22 protein-coding genes and 1 tRNA gene are annotated in these 17766 nt (G+C 59.0%); 13 read left to right on the top strand and 10 right to left on the bottom strand.

Annotation, left to right across the window (positions count from 1 at the left end):
* Window positions 1-48 precede the first annotated feature (48 nt).
* The 4 genes from GOW31_RS07360 to GOW31_RS07345 are packed head-to-tail and all read left to right on the top strand — an operon-like array spanning window position 49 to window position 4273.
* Window positions 49-705 (top strand): TetR/AcrR family transcriptional regulator, encoded by a 657-nt coding sequence (locus GOW31_RS07360; protein WP_217356636.1) that lies wholly within the window; start codon window positions 49-51, stop codon window positions 703-705.
* The gene (locus tag GOW31_RS07355; protein ID WP_171169001.1) at window positions 702-1886 is read left to right on the top strand and encodes a pyridoxal phosphate-dependent aminotransferase; all 1185 of its coding nucleotides are present in this window, start codon (window positions 702-704) and stop codon (window positions 1884-1886) included. Before GOW31_RS07360 ends, GOW31_RS07355 begins: the two co-directional genes overlap by 4 nt.
* Window positions 1883-3487 carry a 5-guanidino-2-oxopentanoate decarboxylase gene (locus GOW31_RS07350; protein WP_171169000.1) on the top strand — a complete coding sequence of 535 codons (1605 nt, stop codon included), beginning with the start codon at window positions 1883-1885 and terminating at the stop codon, window positions 3485-3487. The genes GOW31_RS07355 and GOW31_RS07350 overlap by 4 nt, the downstream gene beginning before the upstream one ends.
* A gap of 3 nt (window positions 3488-3490) precedes the next feature.
* Window positions 3491-4273 (top strand): dimethylarginine dimethylaminohydrolase family protein, encoded by a 783-nt coding sequence (locus GOW31_RS07345; protein ID WP_171168999.1) that lies wholly within the window; start codon window positions 3491-3493, stop codon window positions 4271-4273.
* A gap of 265 nt (window positions 4274-4538) precedes the next feature.
* On the opposite strand, the gene GOW31_RS07340 is transcribed toward GOW31_RS07345, so the two are convergent.
* The 7 genes from GOW31_RS07340 to GOW31_RS07315 all read right to left on the bottom strand — a co-directional run bounded on the left by GOW31_RS07340 (window position 4539) and on the right by GOW31_RS07315 (window position 7776).
* Window positions 4539-5420 (bottom strand): copper resistance D family protein, encoded by an 882-nt coding sequence (locus GOW31_RS07340; RefSeq protein ID WP_254441656.1) that lies wholly within the window; start codon window positions 5418-5420, stop codon window positions 4539-4541.
* Entirely contained in the window at window positions 5417-5758 is a 342-nt protein-coding gene (locus GOW31_RS07335; RefSeq protein WP_171168997.1) for a copper resistance CopC family protein, read from the bottom strand. Before GOW31_RS07335 ends, GOW31_RS07340 begins: the two co-directional genes overlap by 4 nt.
* A 10-nt stretch (window positions 5759-5768) precedes the next feature.
* The gene (locus tag GOW31_RS07330) at window positions 5769-6200 is read right to left on the bottom strand and encodes a cytochrome c (protein ID WP_171168996.1); all 432 of its coding nucleotides are present in this window, start codon (window positions 6198-6200) and stop codon (window positions 5769-5771) included.
* Window positions 6201-6296: 96 nt separating this feature from the next.
* Window positions 6297-6617: a hypothetical protein gene (locus tag GOW31_RS07325; protein ID WP_171168994.1), complete on the bottom strand. Its 321-nt coding sequence runs from the start codon at window positions 6615-6617 to the stop codon at window positions 6297-6299.
* Between the two features lie 340 nt (window positions 6618-6957).
* Window positions 6958-7167, bottom strand: a complete 210-nt coding sequence (locus GOW31_RS22235) for a DUF6538 domain-containing protein (protein WP_371419717.1) — start codon at window positions 7165-7167, stop codon at window positions 6958-6960.
* 63 nt (window positions 7168-7230) lie between these two features.
* Window positions 7231-7306 (bottom strand) — tRNA-Ala (locus tag GOW31_RS07320).
* 143 nt (window positions 7307-7449) lie between these two features.
* The gene (locus tag GOW31_RS07315) at window positions 7450-7776 is read right to left on the bottom strand and encodes a TIGR02300 family protein (RefSeq protein WP_171118864.1); all 327 of its coding nucleotides are present in this window, start codon (window positions 7774-7776) and stop codon (window positions 7450-7452) included.
* Between the two features lie 100 nt (window positions 7777-7876).
* On the opposite strand from GOW31_RS07315, the gene GOW31_RS07310 reads away from it, so the two are divergent.
* The 3 genes from GOW31_RS07310 (at window position 7877) to GOW31_RS07300 (ending at window position 10494) form a co-directional block, all read left to right on the top strand.
* On the top strand, window positions 7877-8572 hold the full coding sequence (locus GOW31_RS07310) for a M48 family metallopeptidase (protein WP_253282570.1): 696 nt from the start codon (window positions 7877-7879) through the stop codon (window positions 8570-8572).
* Window positions 8573-8602: 30 nt separating this feature from the next.
* On the top strand, window positions 8603-9250 hold the full coding sequence (locus GOW31_RS07305; protein ID WP_170346010.1) for a GntR family transcriptional regulator: 648 nt from the start codon (window positions 8603-8605) through the stop codon (window positions 9248-9250).
* Between the two features lie 113 nt (window positions 9251-9363).
* Window positions 9364-10494: a lytic murein transglycosylase gene (locus tag GOW31_RS07300; protein ID WP_171168992.1), complete on the top strand. Its 1131-nt coding sequence runs from the start codon at window positions 9364-9366 to the stop codon at window positions 10492-10494.
* A 3-nt stretch (window positions 10495-10497) separates the two neighbouring features.
* Here GOW31_RS07300 and GOW31_RS07295 read toward each other — a convergent pair whose 3' ends face one another.
* Complete coding sequence (locus GOW31_RS07295) at window positions 10498-11460, bottom strand: acetyl-CoA carboxylase carboxyltransferase subunit alpha (protein ID WP_171168990.1); 963 nt, start codon at window positions 11458-11460, stop codon at window positions 10498-10500.
* A gap of 103 nt (window positions 11461-11563) precedes the next feature.
* Between GOW31_RS07295 and GOW31_RS07290 the strand changes: the two genes are divergently transcribed.
* Complete coding sequence (locus tag GOW31_RS07290) at window positions 11564-11734, top strand: hypothetical protein (protein ID WP_171118860.1); 171 nt, start codon at window positions 11564-11566, stop codon at window positions 11732-11734.
* Here GOW31_RS07290 and GOW31_RS07285 read toward each other — a convergent pair.
* Complete coding sequence (locus GOW31_RS07285; RefSeq protein ID WP_171168988.1) at window positions 11710-12306, bottom strand: LysE family translocator; 597 nt, start codon at window positions 12304-12306, stop codon at window positions 11710-11712. The genes GOW31_RS07290 and GOW31_RS07285 overlap by 25 nt on opposite strands.
* 73 nt (window positions 12307-12379) lie before the next feature.
* On the opposite strand from GOW31_RS07285, the gene GOW31_RS07280 reads away from it, so the two are divergent.
* Together GOW31_RS07280 and GOW31_RS07275 are read left to right on the top strand one after the other, a co-directional pair.
* Window positions 12380-12832 (top strand): Lrp/AsnC family transcriptional regulator, encoded by a 453-nt coding sequence (locus GOW31_RS07280; RefSeq protein WP_171168986.1) that lies wholly within the window; start codon window positions 12380-12382, stop codon window positions 12830-12832.
* Window positions 12833-12951: 119 nt separating this feature from the next.
* On the top strand, window positions 12952-13530 hold the full coding sequence (locus tag GOW31_RS07275) for a PA14 domain-containing protein (protein ID WP_152459039.1): 579 nt from the start codon (window positions 12952-12954) through the stop codon (window positions 13528-13530).
* 46 nt (window positions 13531-13576) lie between these two features.
* Here GOW31_RS07275 and GOW31_RS07270 read toward each other — a convergent pair whose 3' ends face one another.
* A complete protein-coding gene (locus tag GOW31_RS07270; protein WP_152459038.1) occupies window positions 13577-14539 on the bottom strand; it encodes an L-malyl-CoA/beta-methylmalyl-CoA lyase in 963 nt (320 codons plus the stop codon).
* Between the two features lie 295 nt (window positions 14540-14834).
* On the opposite strand from GOW31_RS07270, the gene dgcN reads away from it, so the two are divergent.
* From dgcN to GOW31_RS07255, 3 genes are all read left to right on the top strand, one after another.
* Window positions 14835-15836 (top strand): N-acetyltransferase DgcN, encoded by a 1002-nt coding sequence (dgcN, locus tag GOW31_RS07265; RefSeq protein WP_171168984.1) that lies wholly within the window; start codon window positions 14835-14837, stop codon window positions 15834-15836.
* 75 nt (window positions 15837-15911) lie between these two features.
* Complete coding sequence (dgcA, locus tag GOW31_RS07260; RefSeq protein WP_171168982.1) at window positions 15912-16877, top strand: N-acetyl-D-Glu racemase DgcA; 966 nt, start codon at window positions 15912-15914, stop codon at window positions 16875-16877.
* Window positions 16878-16887: 10 nt separating this feature from the next.
* Window positions 16888-17748, top strand: coding sequence for a D-amino-acid transaminase (locus GOW31_RS07255; protein ID WP_171168981.1), 861 nt, complete (start codon window positions 16888-16890; stop codon window positions 17746-17748).
* The last annotated feature ends 18 nt before the right edge of the window (window positions 17749-17766 follow it).

Raw genomic sequence — 17766 nt, 5'->3', positions numbered from 1 at the left:
GTAAGCCCCGAATCTCGCAATTATGCAAGTGTATAATAACTCCATGCCATGGATGACACTGACGTGCAGGACGACAGCCGCAAATTCAAACGTGAGTCTGCCGAGTTTCGCCGCGAGGCGCTGATTCTGGCGACTTTGGACCTGATCGCCGAGATGGGCGTTCGGGGTGCCACGGTGCGCGAGATCGCAGCCCGCGCGAATGTGACCCAAGGTTTGATCCGGCACTATTTCTCATCCAAGGACGAACTGGTTCAGGCGGCGTATGAGCACCACATGAATACGCTGACGGACCAGACCGCGGCGTCATCAGGAACCGGAAGCGCGGTTTCTAAGTTGACCAACTTCGTCGACGCGTCACTACGACCGCCGATCGTCGATCCAAGTGCCGTGGCGTTGTGGGCGGGTTTCCTGAACAAAGTGCAGCATGACCCGAAAATGCAGCGCATTCACCAGCGAACCTATGACTATTTCCGGGATCACCTCGAGAAGCTGATCGTCGCGGCATTGCAGGAAACCGGGCGTTCGGTTGATGCGTCAGAGGCAATGCAACTGGCCATCGCATGCAACGCGGTGATCGACGGCCTGTGGCTCGAAGGAGGCGCGCTTCCGGATGCGTTTTGCGAAGGCCAGCTGGCGCGGATCGGTTTGGATTCCGTCAGCGCCATCGTCGGGTTTCCATTGACCAAAGAGGTGGAGCAGTCATGAAGACCACATCGGTGACAGAACGGTTGGCGGGCTTGGGTGGCGCCAAATGGGGCGTACATCTGAAAGCCCGCGACCTGATCAAGGCCGGGGCGGACATCGTCGAAATGACGATAGGAGAACCGGACGTGCCGGTGCCGGACGCGCTGGTCGAAGCCACCGTTGCATCATTGCGGGCGCAGCGGACAGGGTACTCCAACGGGCGCGGTGAAGCAGGGCTGCTTGACGCACTGGCTGCGCGCTATTCTGCCTCTCGCGGGCGGGCTTTCGAGCCCGGGAATTTCCTGTGCTTTCCCGGCACGCAAACCGCCCTGTTCGCAGCCATGGCCGGGGTCGCCGAGGCGGGCGACGAAGTTCTGGTCGGCGATCCGATGTACGCGACCTATGAAGGTGTTGTTTGTGCATCCGGGGCCGAGATGGTACCTGTACCGCTGCGGCCCGAGAAAGGGTTTCGCATGCAGGCAGCAGATATCGCGGCCCGCATCACTCCGCGCAGCCGCGCCATTCTTCTGACAACGCCGCATAACCCGACGGGCGCGATTCTGACCGCCGCGGACATTGCCGAGATCGGGCAGCTGGCGATTGCGCGTGATTTGTGGATCATCTCGGACGAGGTCTATGAAGAACTGATCTTTGACGGTGCCCGATTTGTTTCACCATTGGCAGATCCGGAACTGGCGGATCGTGTCATTGGCGTATCATCCATCTCGAAGTCTCATGCCGCTCCGGGATTCCGCAGTGGCTGGTGCGTCGGGCCCGCCGCGTTCTGCGAAGCGCTGCTGCCCTATTCCGAGACCATGCTTTTTGGCAATCAACCGTTCATCGCGGACATGACCGAAAAGGCGATCCGTGACGGATCCGAGGTTGCCCCCGGTATGGCCGCCCGATTCTCTGGTCGCGCGACCCTGTTGGCCGATCGTCTTGAAGCCGAAACGGATCTGAAAGTTCACCGGCCCGAGGCGGGAATGTTCGCACTCATCAATGTCTCTGCCACCGGGCTGGATGGCGAAGCCTATGCCTGGGATCTGCTTCAGGCCGGGGTGGCCGTCATGCCGGGATCTGCCTTTGGTGACAGCCTGAAGGACTGGGTGCGGGTTGCTTTGACGATCAATGACACGGATTTTGGTACCGCAGTTTCCCGTATCATCGAACACGCCAACAGCAAATCACGCGAGGTCGCATGAGCGGTATGACAATTGGCGAAGCTCTGGTTGCCGGGCTGCGCCAGCGGGATGTGACCTGCGTCTTCGGAATTCCGGGCGTTCACACGGTGGAACTGTATCGAGGGCTTGCCGCTTCGGGCATACGACATGTGACGCCCAGACACGAACAGGGGGCGGGTTTCATGGCCGATGGCTATGCCCGTGTGTCGGGTAAACCGGGTGTTGCCTTTGTGATCACCGGCCCCGGATTGACCAATACGCTGACGCCGATGGCGCAGGCGCGGGCCGATTCAATACCGATGCTGGTGGTGTCCGGCGTCAACAAAACCGGATCGCTTGGCAAGGGCTTGGGGCATCTGCACGAATTGCCAGACCAAATCGGGCTGGCGAAAACGGTTGCGTTGGTATCCGAACAGGTCACCGGCCCCAGTGCTCTGGCCCCGGTTTTGGACCGCGTTTTTCACGGCCTCAGCAATGGTCGCCGCGGGCCGGCGCATATCGAGGTTCCGTTGGATGTCGCAGCGGCGGAATATCAGGAAACAGCAGTCGAGACGCCTGACCCTGATCCTCCGGTCAGCCCGGCATTGATCAGGCAGGCTTCAGGGCAACTGGCTGAGGCAAAGAAAGTCGTCATTTTGGCGGGCGGCGGCGCGAAACGTGCCGAGGCGGGATTGCAGGCACTGGCCGAAGCTCTGGATGCTCCGGTTGTGCAAACCGTCAACGCGCGCGGCCTGATGCACGGACATGCTCTGACCGTACCGGCCAGCCCCAGCCTGAACGCGGTGCGCGCATTGTTGGAAAGCGCCGATTGCGTTCTGGCCTTGGGAACCGAGCTGGGGCCAACCGATTATGACATGTATGCCACCGGTCAGTTTGCGAAACTGCCAAACCTGATACGGGTTGATCGGTGCAGCGATCAGCTTTCACGGCATGAGGCAGCGATTGCCATTCAAGGTGACGTCGGCTTGGTTTTGCCAGCGCTGTGTAAGGTCCTGCCGCAGAGGGCACGGCAAAGCGACGGTGCGGACCGTGCCAAAAAAACGCGCGATGCAGCCTGGCAGGAGATTGGTCCGGAATATCGCCAACAGGTGGAGATACTGAATGCGATGCGCTCGGCGTCTCCGAATGCTCTGATGGTCGGGGATTCCACCCAGCCCATTTATGCCGGCAATCTTTACTATGATCACGACCGGGCTGGCGGCTGGTTCAATGCGGCAACGGGGTATGGTGCGCTTGGCTATGGCATACCCGCCGCCATCGGCGCGTCGATTGCCGATCCAACGGCGCGGGTAATATGCATCGTCGGCGATGGCGGGGCGCAGTTTTCAATGCCGGAAGCAATGGCCGCAGTAGACGAAAACCTGCCGGTCACGTTCGTGATCTGGAACAATCACGGGTACCGGGAAATCGCCACATCGATGCAGGATGCAGGCGTGACGGTCATTGGATGTGACCCCACACCCCCCGATTTTGCAGCAACGGCCAGATCCTTTGGCATTCCACACACCAGGGTTCCCGATATGCCGCAGGCCATTGCGCAAGCGTTAGGCGAAACTGCCGCCCTGGGCGGGCCCGCGATGATCGAAGTCACCGCCCGAAAATTCGAACCTCAGAGAGATTGAAGCATGTCAGACCCAACTTTTGAGTTTTCCCGCGCCATCACTCGCCGCCCGGCACCGACCATCGCTGACGGATTGCGCGCAGAAGATATCGGAAACCCGGATTTCGATGGGATGACGGCCGCGCATGGGGCATACGTGGCAGCGCTGAAAAGCACCGGGGCCGAGGTGATCGAGCTTGATCCCCTGGATGCGTTCCCTGACGCGCAGTTTGTGGAAGATACGGCCCTGTGCCTGCCGCAGGGTGCTGTGCTGATGCGGCCGGGCGCGCCTTCGCGAATGGGGGAAGTGGCCGAGATCGCCCCGGCACTGGGGGCCTGCTATGAAACGGTCACACAGATCAATGGTCCCGGCCACATCGAGGGTGGAGACATCCTTGTAACCGGCCGCGAAATTCTTGTGGGCCGGTCAGACCGCACTGACGCGGAAGGTGTTGAGGAACTGGCAAAAATCACCTCGGAATGGGGTCACAAACTGCGGGAAGTGTTCACGCCCGAGGGCGTTTTGCACTTCAAAACGGATTGTTCTCTGATGGATGCCGAGACAATTCTTGCGACCCGGCGATTGGACGCTTCGGGCTGCTTTGAAGGCTACCGGGTGCTGCATGTTGCTGACGGAGAGGAGGCGGCGGCAAACGCGATCCGGTTCAACAATCTGGTGCTGATGGCCGCTGGTTTCCCACGCACCGCAGAGATGCTGGACCGCGAAGGCTATGAGGTCGTTGAAATTGACAATACCGATTGTGCAAAGCTTGATGGTGGCATGTCCTGTCTTTCATTAAGGTTTTGAGGGGCAGCTGCAGGGTTCAGACCCCAGTGAATTCGGCAGGTCGCGTGTTGATGGTTCGAAAGACAGGCGGTGAACAAGCTTGATTTCTTACGGTTGACCGGCGCGCAGGTGGCACTGTTTGAACCCTGTTTGCCAAAGCCCAATGGCTAGGCCCCGCGGCAAGGGTCGGCGGGCCCTGAGTGGGATTGTCTTTCTTGTTCGCATCGGATCGTGCACCGCTGTTGCCATTGCTGCACACTGCGCGCGCACCGGTGTCTGGCCCGCTCTAATGGCCCGAATTCGGAAGCGTCAGAACACTCGTGAGTGTTGCCGTTGTTGCCAGCACCACCAACACCATCAATGCCTCAACCTCGATAGAGCGGGCGAGGCGTTGCGCTGCCTTGACCTCTCCACCTTGCATGGCCGGAACAAATCGGAGCTTGTTTGCAGCGGCAAGAAACAACAGCAGCGCCACAAAAAACACTTTGAGCAACAACGCCTGCCCGTAGCTTGTGAACAGAAGCCCTTGGAGATTGCCGACAAGCAACCAGGCCATCCAAAGACCCGCCACGATCAACGCCGGCACAAGCCAAGTGGCAGCTTGCCCAAAGACATGACCGAGTTCAGCAGCATCCTTCAGGTGTTCAGGAGCAAGGGCCATATTCCGCAGCGGGCTGAAGATGCCCACCCAGAAAGCTACACACAACAGGTGCAGCAGGAGCAGGAGCTGGATACCAAAGCTCTCCAGTTCCGGCACGTGCCCGATCTGCGCAAACGACCATAAAGCGATCGTGCCACCCAACAGCGCGATCCACTGACCAAAGCGAGGAACGGAAAGCCCCACAAGGATCAACGCTACGCCTGCAAGGCGGTAAACAAGTGTGTCGCCCACGGATGTCTGCCACAGTAGGCCAAGCATCTTCGGATCGACCATGCCGTCAACCCCGCCTGTCAAGGCGGCTCCACGAAGCAAGAAGCCAACTGCTGTCGCGACAAGAGCAAGCCATGCCAAGGCCCTGGCCTGGCGCGTCATCGCAAGGTTCACCGGCGCGACAAGGCCGGAATAGAGGCATCCAACAATCACAAGCCCGGCAGAGCCCGCAAAGCCGATGTAGAGCACCAGCTTTGCGAGGATCGCAGCAATCGCCCAGATGTCTGGCATGCTCATTCCACGGTAAAGGAAAACTCGCCCTGCATCGCATGGCCGTCTTCACCCAAACCCCGCCATTCGATGACATAGGTGCCCGTTCCATTGCTCGGCAGTGGGATCGTGAATGCCTGACCAAAACTTGTCTGGTCGCCCAAATCCAAGCTTACCGCCGAGTGTTCTTCATGGGCCATCTCTATCCGTGTCAGCCGGATGTTTTTTGAGAAGTTGAGACCAATTTCAGCGGGCGCAGTGGTTATCGTGGCGCCGTTGGCAGGGGTTGTTTCTTCAATTTTGGAATGCGCCAGTGCGCCGTTGGCAAGCGCAACCATAAGCGCGAATGTCATGATCTTCTTCATTGGGTTACCCTCAGTTTATTCCGTTGGCGCGCTGGATTTCGCGAATGTAGGCGATCACCATGGCAACGTCACCTCGTGTCAGGCCCTCCACGGGGGGCATGTCGCCAAACTGCCAATGGTGGCTTCTTACACCTTGTGAAACCGCCCTGTGAAAGGCTTCATCAGCGTGGTGACTGGGTTCGTAAATTTTGTGGATCAGAGGCGGCCCCGCACCCTCTACGCCGACCGCATTGGCGCCGTGGCATGACGCGCACGAGACCTCAAAAACACGCTGGCCGATTGCGGCATTGCCTTCGATGGCCGGCATCTGAATTGCGACCATGGCGTCGCCTTTGCGTGTTTCATGCGGTGTGGTCTCTTCAATTGCGCCGGGGCGAAGAGTTACGAAGGCGGCGACGGCAGCGACAGCGCATGCGCCGATTAGCAAGTGACTTTTTTTCATGGATTGGTCCTGACATTTTGGAAGCTGGCAACGCTGCGGCACATCGCGAACAGCCGCACGTGCTGGTCGCTTACATCCGCAGGGATTCGTGCTGCTTCAAAGGTCAGGGGGCCTGTAAAGGACGTCTGGTTCACTCAGCTTGACTTGGGTTCCAACATGGAACTCCGGGTCAGTATCACGCCGACCCTTGGCAACTTCACTGACTTGGAACGGCAATGCAACGGCTTGGCAGATAAAGGGATCGCACTTTTCGGTTTCGGAACTCTCCGGGTCATGATGATGACCTGAAGCCGAGACATCACCGCTCGTTGCCAATGCAGAGTGTTCGGAAGGTTGCATATGGTGCTCACATTGAAGGCCCACACAACCATTCGACAGCGCGTGCGCAACACCGCCAAGGCCGGTCAGGATGACCATAACGCCAACCAATAGAACAAGAGAGTATCGCCGGATGACCATGGTGCCGGACGTTACTGCACGCAAGCGCACGATACAACGCCACACAATTCATCGCCCCGAAACAGGGTCGCTCAATTGTGGTCTGCGATGCAAAAAAAGCAAACCGTGACTGCGATGCGGTTTTGTGCGCTGCATTCTCACCATAGTCTTCATGGCCCAATTCGCAGTATCGGATGGTATCAATCATGCGCTCCCTCTGAGACTCACTGAAAGGGCTGAGTTTATTCCGCGCGCCTTTGTCCTTGCCAAAGCACTCTTGAGACCCCGGGCATCATTGTGCATAGTTCATGCCCGACTGTTATTTGTGCTTTTTTGTTGCGTCCCCGCACGCTGCAATACGCCGTGCCAGAGTACGAGCCTCTTTAGGGCATCTTGTACGCAAAGACACCCGAAGGGTCCTACGTGTGGTGTTTGGTCTAGTGTGGGGTTTTGGTTTTGTGTCGGGCAGGGGCCAACGGAAGTAATAGATCCCATGTCTGGACAGCGAGAGATACGCATACAGCTTCATTTTGTGTCACACCTGTGTGTCACACCGCTCTAATGCTTGCTATCTAGTTGTATTGTTAGGTTTTGGTGGAGCCTAGGGGAGTCGAACCCCTGACCTCTTGCATGCCATGCAAGCGCTCTCCCAACTGAGCTAAGGCCCCATCTAGGTACCGCTGATGCGGTGGACGGACGTTTAGGAGACAGTGACGACGAGTGCAAGTCCAAAAATGGAATCGAACGCGAATTTCCGCACTAAGCTGTCCGTGGAACGAAAAAGGCGACCCTGTGGTCGCCTTTGACATGATCAGTTTTCGTCTTCCGAAGACATGTCGGTGATATCATCCAGCGAAACGTCATCACTGGTGTCATCATCGTCATCCAGCAGATCATCATCCAGTTCGACGTCGACAGAGTCGTCGTCATCCAGTACCAGCTCCCCATCCGACGCGTTTTCACGCGCTTTGACCGAGGCGGCATCTTCTGCATCCGCCGCGATCATGCGGCTTTTGGATGTTTCAAGCTCCACGATCTCGCCAGTGTAGGGGCTGATGATCGGGTCCTTGTTCAGGTCGTAGAATCGCTTACCGGTGGTCGGGCAAACGCGCTTTACGCCCCATTCTTCCTTGGGCATGTCAAATCCCCTTGATATCAGGTGAGTCGTCTAAATGATTCAGCTCACCTGCCACAGGCAGAGGGCACTGTCAAAGTCTTTGCGCAAGAGAGGTCGCGATATGGGAGAGCACGCATTGCCAGGGACACCGCCGGTGCCGCTGAGGCTGCGCAAATCCGCCCGGGCGCGGCGCATAAGTTTGCGAATTTCTCAGCTGGACGGCCGGGTTACGCTGACCTATCCGGTCGGTGTGCCTGAATCCGAGGCGCTGAGTTTCGCACGTACCAAGGAAGAGTGGATTCGCCAGCATTTGCAGGACAGGCCGGAAACGGCCGTGGTGCAGTTCGGACAGAAGATACCGATTGAAGGCGTTGTCCGGCGAATCGTGCCCGCCAAGGGTCGGCGTGTTCAGTTGATGGCGGACGAGGTCGCAGTGCCCGAAGGGGCCGAGGCGCGCAGATTGGCCCGGTTTCTGAAGGAATTGGCGCGGGACCGATTGATTGGCGCGTGTGATGATTACGCGGCAATGCTGGGGCGGTCGTACAGCACGCTCAGCCTGCGCGACACGCGGTCACGCTGGGGATCATGCAGTTCGCAGGGTGGATTGATGTTCTCGTGGCGGCTCATTCTCGCGCCGTCCGAGGTGCTGCACTATGTGGCCGCGCATGAAGTGGCGCATCTTGTCGAGATGAACCACTCGCCCGCGTTCTGGGAGCAGGTGGAACGCATTTTCGGCCCCTGTCAGCAACCCCGCCGCTGGTTGCGAGACAATGGTGCAGAGTTGCATCGTTACAGGTTTGACGCAAAGCCGAGTTGACCTTGCGCTGTTTTGTGATCACATAAGCGGATGTTGAGCACACGCCCGTCTGACACCCAAACTGCCACTCATGACCGGGTGTACCGGGCCCTGAGGTCTCGAATCATGCATGGTGAGATGGCGCCGGGTCAGGCGCTGACCTTGCGTGGCATCGGCAAGGAATTCGGCGTCTCGATGACCCCGGCGCGAGAGGCCGTGCGCCGTCTGGCCGCCGAGGGGGCATTGTTCCTGTCCAATTCCGGCCGGGTCTCGACACCTGAATTGACCAACGACCGGATAGAAGAATTGGCGGCGTTGCGCGCGTTGCTGGAAGTCGAGCTGGCCAGCCGGGCTTTGCCCCGGGCGCATATTGCGCTTATCGACCGGTTGCAGACCATCAACATGACCGTTGCCGAGATGGTGACCAAGCGGGACGCGGTTGGGTACATCCGTTCAAATCTGGAATTTCACCGCACCCTTTACCTGCGGGCTCAGGCGCCCGCGATGCTGGCCATTGCCGAAACGGTCTGGCTGCAACTCGGGCCGACGATGAGGGCGCTTTACGGGCGTCTGAGGCGCACTGAGCCACCGCATTATCACAAGCTGATCATTGCTGCCCTCAAGGCCGGGGACGAACCGGGCTTGCGCCTGGCGGTTCGTTCGGACGTGACGCAGGGATTGCGCTTGCTGGTGAGCTGAGCGGCATCCCGCCGACATTCCCGCGCCTACTGCGCAAGGTTTTACCGTTCTGGCCTGTCCAGCCCGACTGGGTTACTCTTGAGGCAAATCACAAACAAGAGCAGACCACAGCCATGATCACTCGACGGACTTTTTCCATTTGCCTTGGATCAACATTGTTGGCCGCCTGTTCGGGTGGCGGTGCACCATCCAGCGCGCCTGCATCGCGTATGCGAGCTGTTCCCAACGCGGGTTGGGACGCCTGGGTTGCCGGGTTCAAGGGCAGGGCGGCATCGCAGGGAATTTCACAATCCACGATTGACCGCGCCTTTCAGGGTGCAGGGTATCTGCCCGATGTGATCGAGCGCGACCGCAATCAGGTAGAGTTCAAGCGTTCGCTCGAAGACTACCTGGCCATTGCCGCCTCGGACGAGCGGATCAGCACCGGCCAGAAGATGCTGCGGCAATACAACGGGACGCTGTCGCAGATAGAGGCGCAGTACGGGGTGGACAAGGAAATCGTCGTTGCAGTGTGGGGGCTGGAAAGCCGCTATGGCGCGCGTCGCGGCGATGTGCCCGTTGTATCAGCTCTGTCGACGCTGGCCTATGACGGGCGGCGTGGTCAGTTCTTTGAAAGCCAGTTGATCGCGGCGCTCAAGATTCTTCAGAATGGTGACACCACGCCTGACAAGATGACCGGCAGCTGGGCCGGTGCGATGGGGCACACGCAATTCATTCCAACCTCCTACCTTGCCTATGCCGTGGATTTCACCGGCGACGGGCGGCGCGATATCTGGTCGGACGATCCGACGGATTCGCTGGCTTCGACCGCTGCTTACCTGTCACGCGCAGGCTGGGTGCGGGGGCAGCCCTGGGGGGGCGAGGTAGGAACCGTTTCCGGTACACCGGTCGCCGTGCTGCAACCACAGAAACCCGGGCCGCGCATTGCCGTCTTCCGCAATTTTCAGGTCATCAAGCGCTATAACAATTCGGACAGTTACGCGATCGGGGTCGGTCATCTGGCGGACAGAATCGCCGGTGGCGCGCCGTTTCAGACCTCGTTCGGGCCAGATGCAAACGGTCTGACATTGGACGACCGCAAGGAATTGCAACGGCGGCTGACATCCCAAGGGTATGATACGAAAGGCGCGGATGGGGTGATCGGCAAAAACACGACGTCTGCCATCAGCGCGTATCAAAGCGCCAATGGCCTGGCGGTCACCGGAGAACCTTCGGTTGCGTTGTTGCGCAGGTTGGGCGGCTGACGGTTACGCCGCCAACCCTTTCGAGCCGATGTCGAGGAATTTTTGACGGCGGTCCTGTATCAGGGTCGCCGCGTCTTTGCCGTCCAGTTCCGCCAGCATATCGGTAAGAGCCGCGCGAACAGCCTCGACAGCGGCCGGACGATCGCGATGCGCGCCGCCCTTGGGTTCAAGGATGATCCGGTCGCAAACGCCAAGCTTGTGAAGATCCTGAGCGGTCAGACGCAGCGCCTCGGCCGCTTCACGCATCTTTTCTGCATCTTTCCAAAGGATCGATGCGCAACCTTCCGGCGAGATCACCGAATAGACCGAGTGTTCCAGCATTGCCACGCGGTTGGCGGTGGCAAAGGCCACGGCCCCGCCCGAGCCGCCTTCGCCGATGATGACCGACACCAGGGGCACGCCGATCTTCAGACACATTTGGGTCGAGCGGGCAATCGCTTCGGATTGACCGCGTTCCTCGGCGCCTTTGCCGGGATAGGCGCCGGCGGTATCGATCAGAGTGATCACCGGTAGGCCAAACCGACCGGCCATCTCCATCAGGCGGACTGCCTTGCGATAGCCTTCGGGGCGGGCCATGCCGAAATTGCGTTCGATCCGCGATTTGGTGTCGCTGCCTTTTTCATGGCCGATCACCATGACGGGTTGATCGTTGAAACGTGCAAGCCCGCCGATCACGGCCAGATCATCGGCAAAATTGCGATCTCCGGCCAAAGGGGTGAATTCGGTGAACAGGGCATCGACGTAATCGCTGCAATGCGGGCGTTCCGGGTGGCGGGCGACCTGGCATTTCCGCCATGGGGTCAGGTCGGCGTAAAGCTCATCCAGAAGCTTGGCGGCTTTGGCGTCCAACGCGGCGGCTTCTTCGGTTACGTCCATCTCTTCGTTGGTTCGGGCCAACGCACGCAGCTCTTCAGCCTTGCCTTCAATTTCAGCCAGCGGTTTTTCGAAATCCAGATACTGGGTCATGACGCCTCTCAACGCGAAAGTTCCCTGCTATATGGCCTGACGGTGCTCCGGATGCAACTCGGCAAGATCCGAGTGGTGAAGATGTTCGATTTCAGATGGGCGAATGGAAAAACGGATACTGATGGCCGCCGCCAAGAAAGACCCCGCGCTGCGCGTTCTGACCTGCACCCACGACAATCTAACGCGGCGTCTGACCCTGTACCCACCCGAAACCGCGCCCGAGAATGTGTTGGCCGAAACCTGTCTGGGTCAACTGGGCCAGAGAACGGGATAGAGCGAGGCCACAAGCAGCACCGCCATTGTCCAGTTGAACGCACCCAGCCTGCGCGGGTTCGTTAGCACCCGCGACATCTGCTGCCCGAGAAAGGTCCATGTGCTCACCGATGGCAGATTGACCGCCCCGAAAACCAACGCCACAAGCGCAATCGCATGCAGGGTCTGACTGGGCGTGTAAGCGGTTGTGGCGGTCAGGGCCATGGCCCAGGCTTTGGGATTCACCCACTGAAAGGCAGCGGCTTGCAGAAACGTCATGGGTGTCCCCGCTGCCAAATCGCCTGTGGCTGGCGCGGCATGCGCGATCTTCCATGCCAGATAGAGCAGATAGATCACCGACACGACCTTCAGCACTGAATAGCTGACCGGGTACCGGTCAAAGACCTGAACCAGCCCTGCACCGACCAGCAGCACCATGAGCGTGAAGCCAAGGCCAATGCCCAGCATATGCGGGATCGAACGCCGAAAGCCGAAATTCGCACCCGATGCCATCAGCATCAGATTGTTCGGCCCGGGCGTAATGGATGTCACGAAGGCAAAGGCGATGAGGGCCAGAAGGATGTCGTAAGTCATGCTGCGAAGTATCGTCTGACCGGCAGCAAATGAAATTGCTTTTTCGTGCGCGTTTCCGCTATTTCTGCAACTTATGATGAAGAATGATCAGATAAATCGCCAGATATTGCAGGAACTGACCCGCGATGGGCGCATCAGCAATCTGGAATTGGCCGAACGGGTCGGGCTGTCTCCGTCCGCCTGCCTGCGTCGCGTTCAAGAGTTGGAAAAGGCCGGCGTGATCACCGGTTATCGTGCGGTTCTGAACTCGGCCGCGATGGGTGTCGGCTTTGTCGCCTATATCGGGGTCGGTCTTGGTGAACACACGAAAGCGGCGCAGGAGGGGTTTGAGCGTGCCCTGCAACAAGCCCCCGAAGTGGTCGAATGCCACAACATCACCGGTACGATCGAATACCTGCTGCGCGTCGAATGCGCTGATCTGCCGTCCTACAAGACCTTCCATACCGAGGTGCTGGGAACGCTGCCTCATGTCACGTCGATCACATCCTATGTGGTCATGGGGTCACCCAAGGATCTGCGTGCGTAGCCACTGGAAATGTGAAGCCACACTCTCTTGCAGCGCAAATTTTCAGGCCCTAGTGTCTTTGTAATGACGCTGCCAGCGGATACGCCCAGCTAAAACGGCACGCAAACAGGGAGATTACGATGAAACTCGTTCGAACAGTGGCGACCGCAGTTGCCATGTCGGTCATTGCCGGGGCCGCTTTGTCTGCCCCGCTGAAACTGCAACCTGCCAATCCACAGCCGTCTCCGAAGGCGGGTTTGAATGTCAAATACTTAGGTACAGGCAATCAACACAAGAAGATCCGGGATCTGAGCCAGGCAAAAAGCATGCTGTCTAAGGCGAAGCCCGGAAAGCCGTTGCGCGGGTTGGATTACCGGGACACCAGCAAGGGTGAGGATGTCTTGACCTTCGACCAGGCCTACAACGTTGCCGCCGAGGTCACAGGGTATATGCGGTTTGACTCGCCGGGCGTTTACGAGCTGGAAACGTGGTCGAATGACGGGATAGAGGCTTGGGTTGGCGGTCAGCAGATTGGCCGGGTAAATGGCATTCAGGGCTGTGAAGCCAATCAACGCACCGAAGTGGAAGTGCCCAAGGCGGGCTGGTATCCATTGAAGATCGTCTATTTCCAGAAACTGGGAACCTCTTGCCTGATGATGAAGTCAGGAAAGAAGGGGGAACGCTTCACATGGACGCCCAATGACGTTTTTGGCCGTTGAAGAATTCATGAAAGGGCGCTCGATCGAGCGCCCTTTTTTTGGGGGCTTAGCTGCCCGCCGCAATCAGTTCGGCCTGCGCCACGATGACTTCGGCCTGCTTGATTGAGGCGATGTCGACAAGGCGGCCTTTATAGACGGTTGCGCCCTCACCGTTGGCTTTGGCCTGTTCCATTGCGGCCAGGATTTCGCGGGCCTCGGAAACGGCCTCATCCGACGGGGTAAAGACCTGATTGGCCAGTGCGATCTGCTTGGGGTGGATCGCCCATTTGCCGACCATACCCAGCGTGGCCGAGCGTTTCGCCTGAGCGATGTACCCTTCATCATCGCTGAAATCCCCGAATGGCCCATCCACTGGCAGCACCCCATGGGTGCGGCACGCTGCAACGATGGCGGCTTGGGCCCAGTGCCACGGGTCGGACCAGTGTTTTTCGCCGTCACGCAGCATATAGTAGTTTTCCTGTGTGCCGCCGATGCCTGTAGTCTGCATCCCCATCGAGGCCGCAAAATCTGCAGCCCCAAGGCTCATGGCCTGCAAACGGGGAGAGGAGGCTGCGATCTCTTCCACATGCGCGATACCGGCAGCGGATTCGATAATGACCTCGAAGCTGATAGGTTTTGTCCGGCCCTTGGCGCGTTCAATGGCGGTGACAAGGGCATCCACGGCATAGACATCCGATGCGCAGCCGACTTTGGGAATCATGATCTGGTCCAGACGGTCGCCTGCCTGCTCCAACACGTCGACAACGTCACGATACCAATAGGGGGTATCCAATCCGTTTATGCGAACGGACATGTATTTGCTGCCCCAATCAACAGTGTTCAGGGCTTCGATGACATTGGCGCGGGCGATGTCCTTGTCCGAAGGCGCAACCGAATCCTCGAGGTCAAGGTTGATCACATCCGCAGCAGAAGCTGCCATTTTCGGGAACAGTTTGGTATTCGATCCCGGACCAAACAGTTGGCAGCGATTGGGTCGTGCAGGCGCGGCGGGTTGGATGCGAAAGCTCATCTGGACCTCGTGTGGGTAATGAAATTGCGATTTTCTCGCCCAATGAGGTATTAAATTGCGCAACCTGGCGCAAGGGAGATTGTGCATCTGCGGCAATGCGGTTGCAGAATGCTGCGTGCCAGCAGCTGGGAAGTGGTGATTAAAGTTTAATCACTTTGGAAACTTCGAAGAATTTTGCGCCTTTTGTGTCAATGGTGCAAGAAACTCGCGTGCCCGCCGTGTTGGGCGGATCAAAACGCGAAACGCTCGTTTAAACGCTTCTCTAGCTTGGGCCGGAATCAAAGGAGTGACCGCAATGATCGAGACACCGTACCTGCTGTTTTTGGGCGATGCGCCCGACCAATTGGCGGCCAAAGTGGCTGTGGGCATCAAGGATTGGCGCCCGGAAAACGCCGTCGGCCAATATCGTATGGACGGCTGCAAGGCTGATCTGGGTCTGAAGGATATGACTCTGACCGAGGCCAAAGCGGCCGGCGCCAAAACGCTGGTTATCGGTGTCGCCAACCGTGGCGGCGTCATCAGTCAGGAATGGAAAAAGGTTCTGGTCATGGCGCTTGAGGAAGGGTTTGACCTGGCCTCTGGGCTGCACAACCTGTTGCGCGACGAGCCCGATCTGGTGGCGGTGGCCGAAGCAACGGGGCGAAAGCTGCATGACGTGCGTGTACCCGAGGTCGATTACCCGATCGCCAACGGGATCAAGCGCAGGGGCAAACGTTGTCTGGCCGTCGGCACCGACTGCTCTGTGGGCAAGATGTACACTGCAATGGCGATGGATGCCGAAATGCGCAAGCGTGGTATGAAGTCGACCTTCCGCGCGACCGGCCAGACGGGCATTCTGATCACCGGCGATGGCGTGCCGCTGGACGCCGTTGTTGCGGATTTCATGGCTGGCTCGATCGAATGGCTGACACCGGACAACGATGACGACCACTGGGATCTGATCGAAGGTCAGGGATCGCTGTTCCATGTGTCCTATTCCGGCGTGACTATGGCGCTGATTCACGGCGGCCAGCCCGACGCGCTGATCCTGAGCCATGAACCGACCCGCGCGCACATGCGCGGTCTGCCGACCTATCAGCTGCCGACGCTCGAAACCCTGCGCGACACCGCGCTGGCCCTGGCCAAAGTGGCGAACCCCGATTGTCAGGTCGTCGGCGTTTCGGTCAACACGCAGCACATGTCCGAAGAGGACGCGACGACATATCTGGCCAAGATCGAAGCAGATATGGGGCTGCCGGCGACCGATCCGTTCCGGTTCGGCTCGGGCAAGTTGGTGGACGCGCTGGCCGCGATGTGATCCAACCGGCCCGCCGGTGGCGGGCCGGTTCCGCCTCTGGCGGGAGTATTTGGGAAAAGATGAAGGAGCAGGTGCGTGCAGATAGAGGTCTCTCGCGATGTGTTTCAGTTGGCGCAGGTGTTTACCATTTCGCGCGGGTCACGGACCGAAGCAAAGGTGCTGACGGTGCGAGTGTCGGACGGAAAGCATCAGGGCTGGGGCGAATGCGTTCCTTATGCGCGTTATGACGAAACGCTCGAGTCGGTCGAGGCCGAGATCGCCGGTCTGCCTGCTGAGTTCAGCCGCCGGTCGCTGATGGATCTGCTGCCTGCCGGTGCCGCCCGAAACGCCGTGGATTGTGCTTTGTGGGATCTGGAAAGCAAACGCGCCGGAAAGCGCGCCTGGGATTTGGCGGGCCTGCCGGTGCCCGGACCCGAGATCACGGCCTATACTCTGTCGCTGGATACTCCGGAGGCAATGCAGGCTCAGGCGGCCGAGAACGCGCATCGCCCGCTTCTGAAGATCAAGCTGGGCACGCCAGATGACATGCCCCGGCTTGAGGCCGTGCGCGCCGGTGCGCCGAAAGCCAGGATCATCGTGGATGCGAACGAAGGCTGGTCGGCCGAGGTTTACGCCGACCTCGCCCCGCATCTGGTGCGTTTGGGTGTAGCACTGGTCGAGCAGCCATTGCCGGCCGGTGACGACGACGCTTTGATCGGAATGGATCGCCCGGTGCCCGTTTGCGCCGACGAGTCCTGCCATGATCGCGCCAGCCTGCCCGGGCTGAAGGGGAAATACGATGTCATCAACATCAAACTCGACAAGACCGGTGGCCTGACCGAGGCGCTTGAACTGCGCAAAGCCGCAATCGCGGAAGGGTATGGCATCATGGTCGGCTGCATGGTCGGCAGTTCGCTTGCCATGGCGCCCGCGACACTGTTGGCGCAGGGTGCGATGGTGACGGACCTTGACGGACCGCTTCTGTTGGCCGAAGACCGCGACACCCCGCTGATTTTTGACGACGCCGGAGTTCACCCGCCCGAAGCGGCGCTCTGGGGCTGAGGAGACAAACATGACCCGAACCGTTTATGTGAATGGCGAATACCTGCCCGAGACCGAGGCCAAGGTATCCATCTTTGACCGTGGCTTCCTGTTTGCAGACGCGGTTTACGAAGTGACCAGTGTACTGGATGGCAAGCTGATCGATTTCGAGGGCCACGCGGTGCGCCTGAAGCGGTCTCTGGACGAGCTGGAGATGGCCGAGCCCTGCACCAAGGAAGAGCTGCTGGAAATCCACCGCAAGCTGGTTGATCTGAACGGCTTAGAAGAGGGCCTGGTCTACCTTCAGGTTTCGCGCGGCAGCGACGGTGACCGGGATTTTGTCTTCCCTTCGGCCGATACCAAGCCAAGCCTCGTTCTGTTCACCCAGAACAAGCCCGGGTTGGCTGACAGCCCGGCGGCACGGAAAGGTGCCAAGATCATCTCGATCGAGGACATCCGTTGGGGCCGCCGCGACATCAAAACCGTGCAACTGCTTTACCCTTCGATGGGCAAGATGATGGCCAAGAAAGCGGGCTGCGACGATGCATGGCTGGTCGAGGACGGCTTTGTGACCGAGGGCACCAGCAACAACGCCTATTTCGTCAAGAACGGCAAGATCGTGACCCGCCCGCTGTCCAACGACATCCTGCACGGGATCACTCGCAAGGCCGTGCTGCGCATGGCAGCCGAAGCACAGATGGAAGTTGAAGAGCGGCTGTTTACCATCGACGAAGCCAAAGAGGCTGATGAGGCGTTCACGACCTCGGCCAGTGCTTTCGTGATGCCGGTAGTGGAAATTGACGGAGTCACGTTGGGTGATGGTACACCCGGTCCGATTGCCAAACGCCTTCGTGAAATTTACCTGGATGAAAGCCGAAAGGCCGCGATCTGAAGAACCACCATGTTGGAC

The sequence above is a fragment of the Ruegeria sp. HKCCA0370 genome (assembly GCF_013033705.1).
Lineage (GTDB): Bacteria > Pseudomonadota > Alphaproteobacteria > Rhodobacterales > Rhodobacteraceae > Ruegeria.
Note: the sequence above shows the minus strand (reverse complement) of the source record. Positions and strands in the feature narration are given on the sequence as shown.

Bases quoted from the DNA above. Each gene is read 5' to 3' on its own strand.
- GOW31_RS07360 (WP_217356636.1), top strand. From the start codon at position 49: ATGGATGACACTGACGTGCAGGACGACAGCCGCAAATTCAAACGTGAG.
- GOW31_RS07355 (WP_171169001.1), top strand. From the start codon at position 702: ATGAAGACCACATCGGTGACAGAACGGTTGGCGGGCTTGGGTGGCGCC.
- GOW31_RS07350 (WP_171169000.1), top strand. From the start codon at position 1,883: ATGAGCGGTATGACAATTGGCGAAGCTCTGGTTGCCGGGCTGCGCCAG.
- GOW31_RS07345 (WP_171168999.1), top strand. From the start codon at position 3,491: ATGTCAGACCCAACTTTTGAGTTTTCCCGCGCCATCACTCGCCGCCCG.
- GOW31_RS07340 (WP_254441656.1), bottom strand. From the start codon at position 5,420: ATGAGCATGCCAGACATCTGGGCGATTGCTGCGATCCTCGCAAAGCTG.
- GOW31_RS07335 (WP_171168997.1), bottom strand. From the start codon at position 5,758: ATGAAGAAGATCATGACATTCGCGCTTATGGTTGCGCTTGCCAACGGC.
- GOW31_RS07330 (WP_171168996.1), bottom strand. From the start codon at position 6,200: ATGAAAAAAAGTCACTTGCTAATCGGCGCATGCGCTGTCGCTGCCGTC.
- GOW31_RS07325 (WP_171168994.1), bottom strand. From the start codon at position 6,617: ATGGTCATCCTGACCGGCCTTGGCGGTGTTGCGCACGCGCTGTCGAAT.
- GOW31_RS22235 (WP_371419717.1), bottom strand. From the start codon at position 7,167: ATGAAGCTGTATGCGTATCTCTCGCTGTCCAGACATGGGATCTATTAC.
- GOW31_RS07315 (WP_171118864.1), bottom strand. From the start codon at position 7,776: ATGCCCAAGGAAGAATGGGGCGTAAAGCGCGTTTGCCCGACCACCGGT.
- GOW31_RS07310 (WP_253282570.1), top strand. From the start codon at position 7,877: ATGGGAGAGCACGCATTGCCAGGGACACCGCCGGTGCCGCTGAGGCTG.
- GOW31_RS07305 (WP_170346010.1), top strand. From the start codon at position 8,603: ATGTTGAGCACACGCCCGTCTGACACCCAAACTGCCACTCATGACCGG.
- GOW31_RS07300 (WP_171168992.1), top strand. From the start codon at position 9,364: ATGATCACTCGACGGACTTTTTCCATTTGCCTTGGATCAACATTGTTG.
- GOW31_RS07295 (WP_171168990.1), bottom strand. From the start codon at position 11,460: ATGACCCAGTATCTGGATTTCGAAAAACCGCTGGCTGAAATTGAAGGC.
- GOW31_RS07290 (WP_171118860.1), top strand. From the start codon at position 11,564: ATGGAAAAACGGATACTGATGGCCGCCGCCAAGAAAGACCCCGCGCTG.
- GOW31_RS07285 (WP_171168988.1), bottom strand. From the start codon at position 12,306: ATGACTTACGACATCCTTCTGGCCCTCATCGCCTTTGCCTTCGTGACA.
- GOW31_RS07280 (WP_171168986.1), top strand. From the start codon at position 12,380: ATGATGAAGAATGATCAGATAAATCGCCAGATATTGCAGGAACTGACC.
- GOW31_RS07275 (WP_152459039.1), top strand. From the start codon at position 12,952: ATGAAACTCGTTCGAACAGTGGCGACCGCAGTTGCCATGTCGGTCATT.
- GOW31_RS07270 (WP_152459038.1), bottom strand. From the start codon at position 14,539: ATGAGCTTTCGCATCCAACCCGCCGCGCCTGCACGACCCAATCGCTGC.
- dgcN (WP_171168984.1), top strand. From the start codon at position 14,835: ATGATCGAGACACCGTACCTGCTGTTTTTGGGCGATGCGCCCGACCAA.
- GOW31_RS07255 (WP_171168981.1), top strand. From the start codon at position 16,888: ATGACCCGAACCGTTTATGTGAATGGCGAATACCTGCCCGAGACCGAG.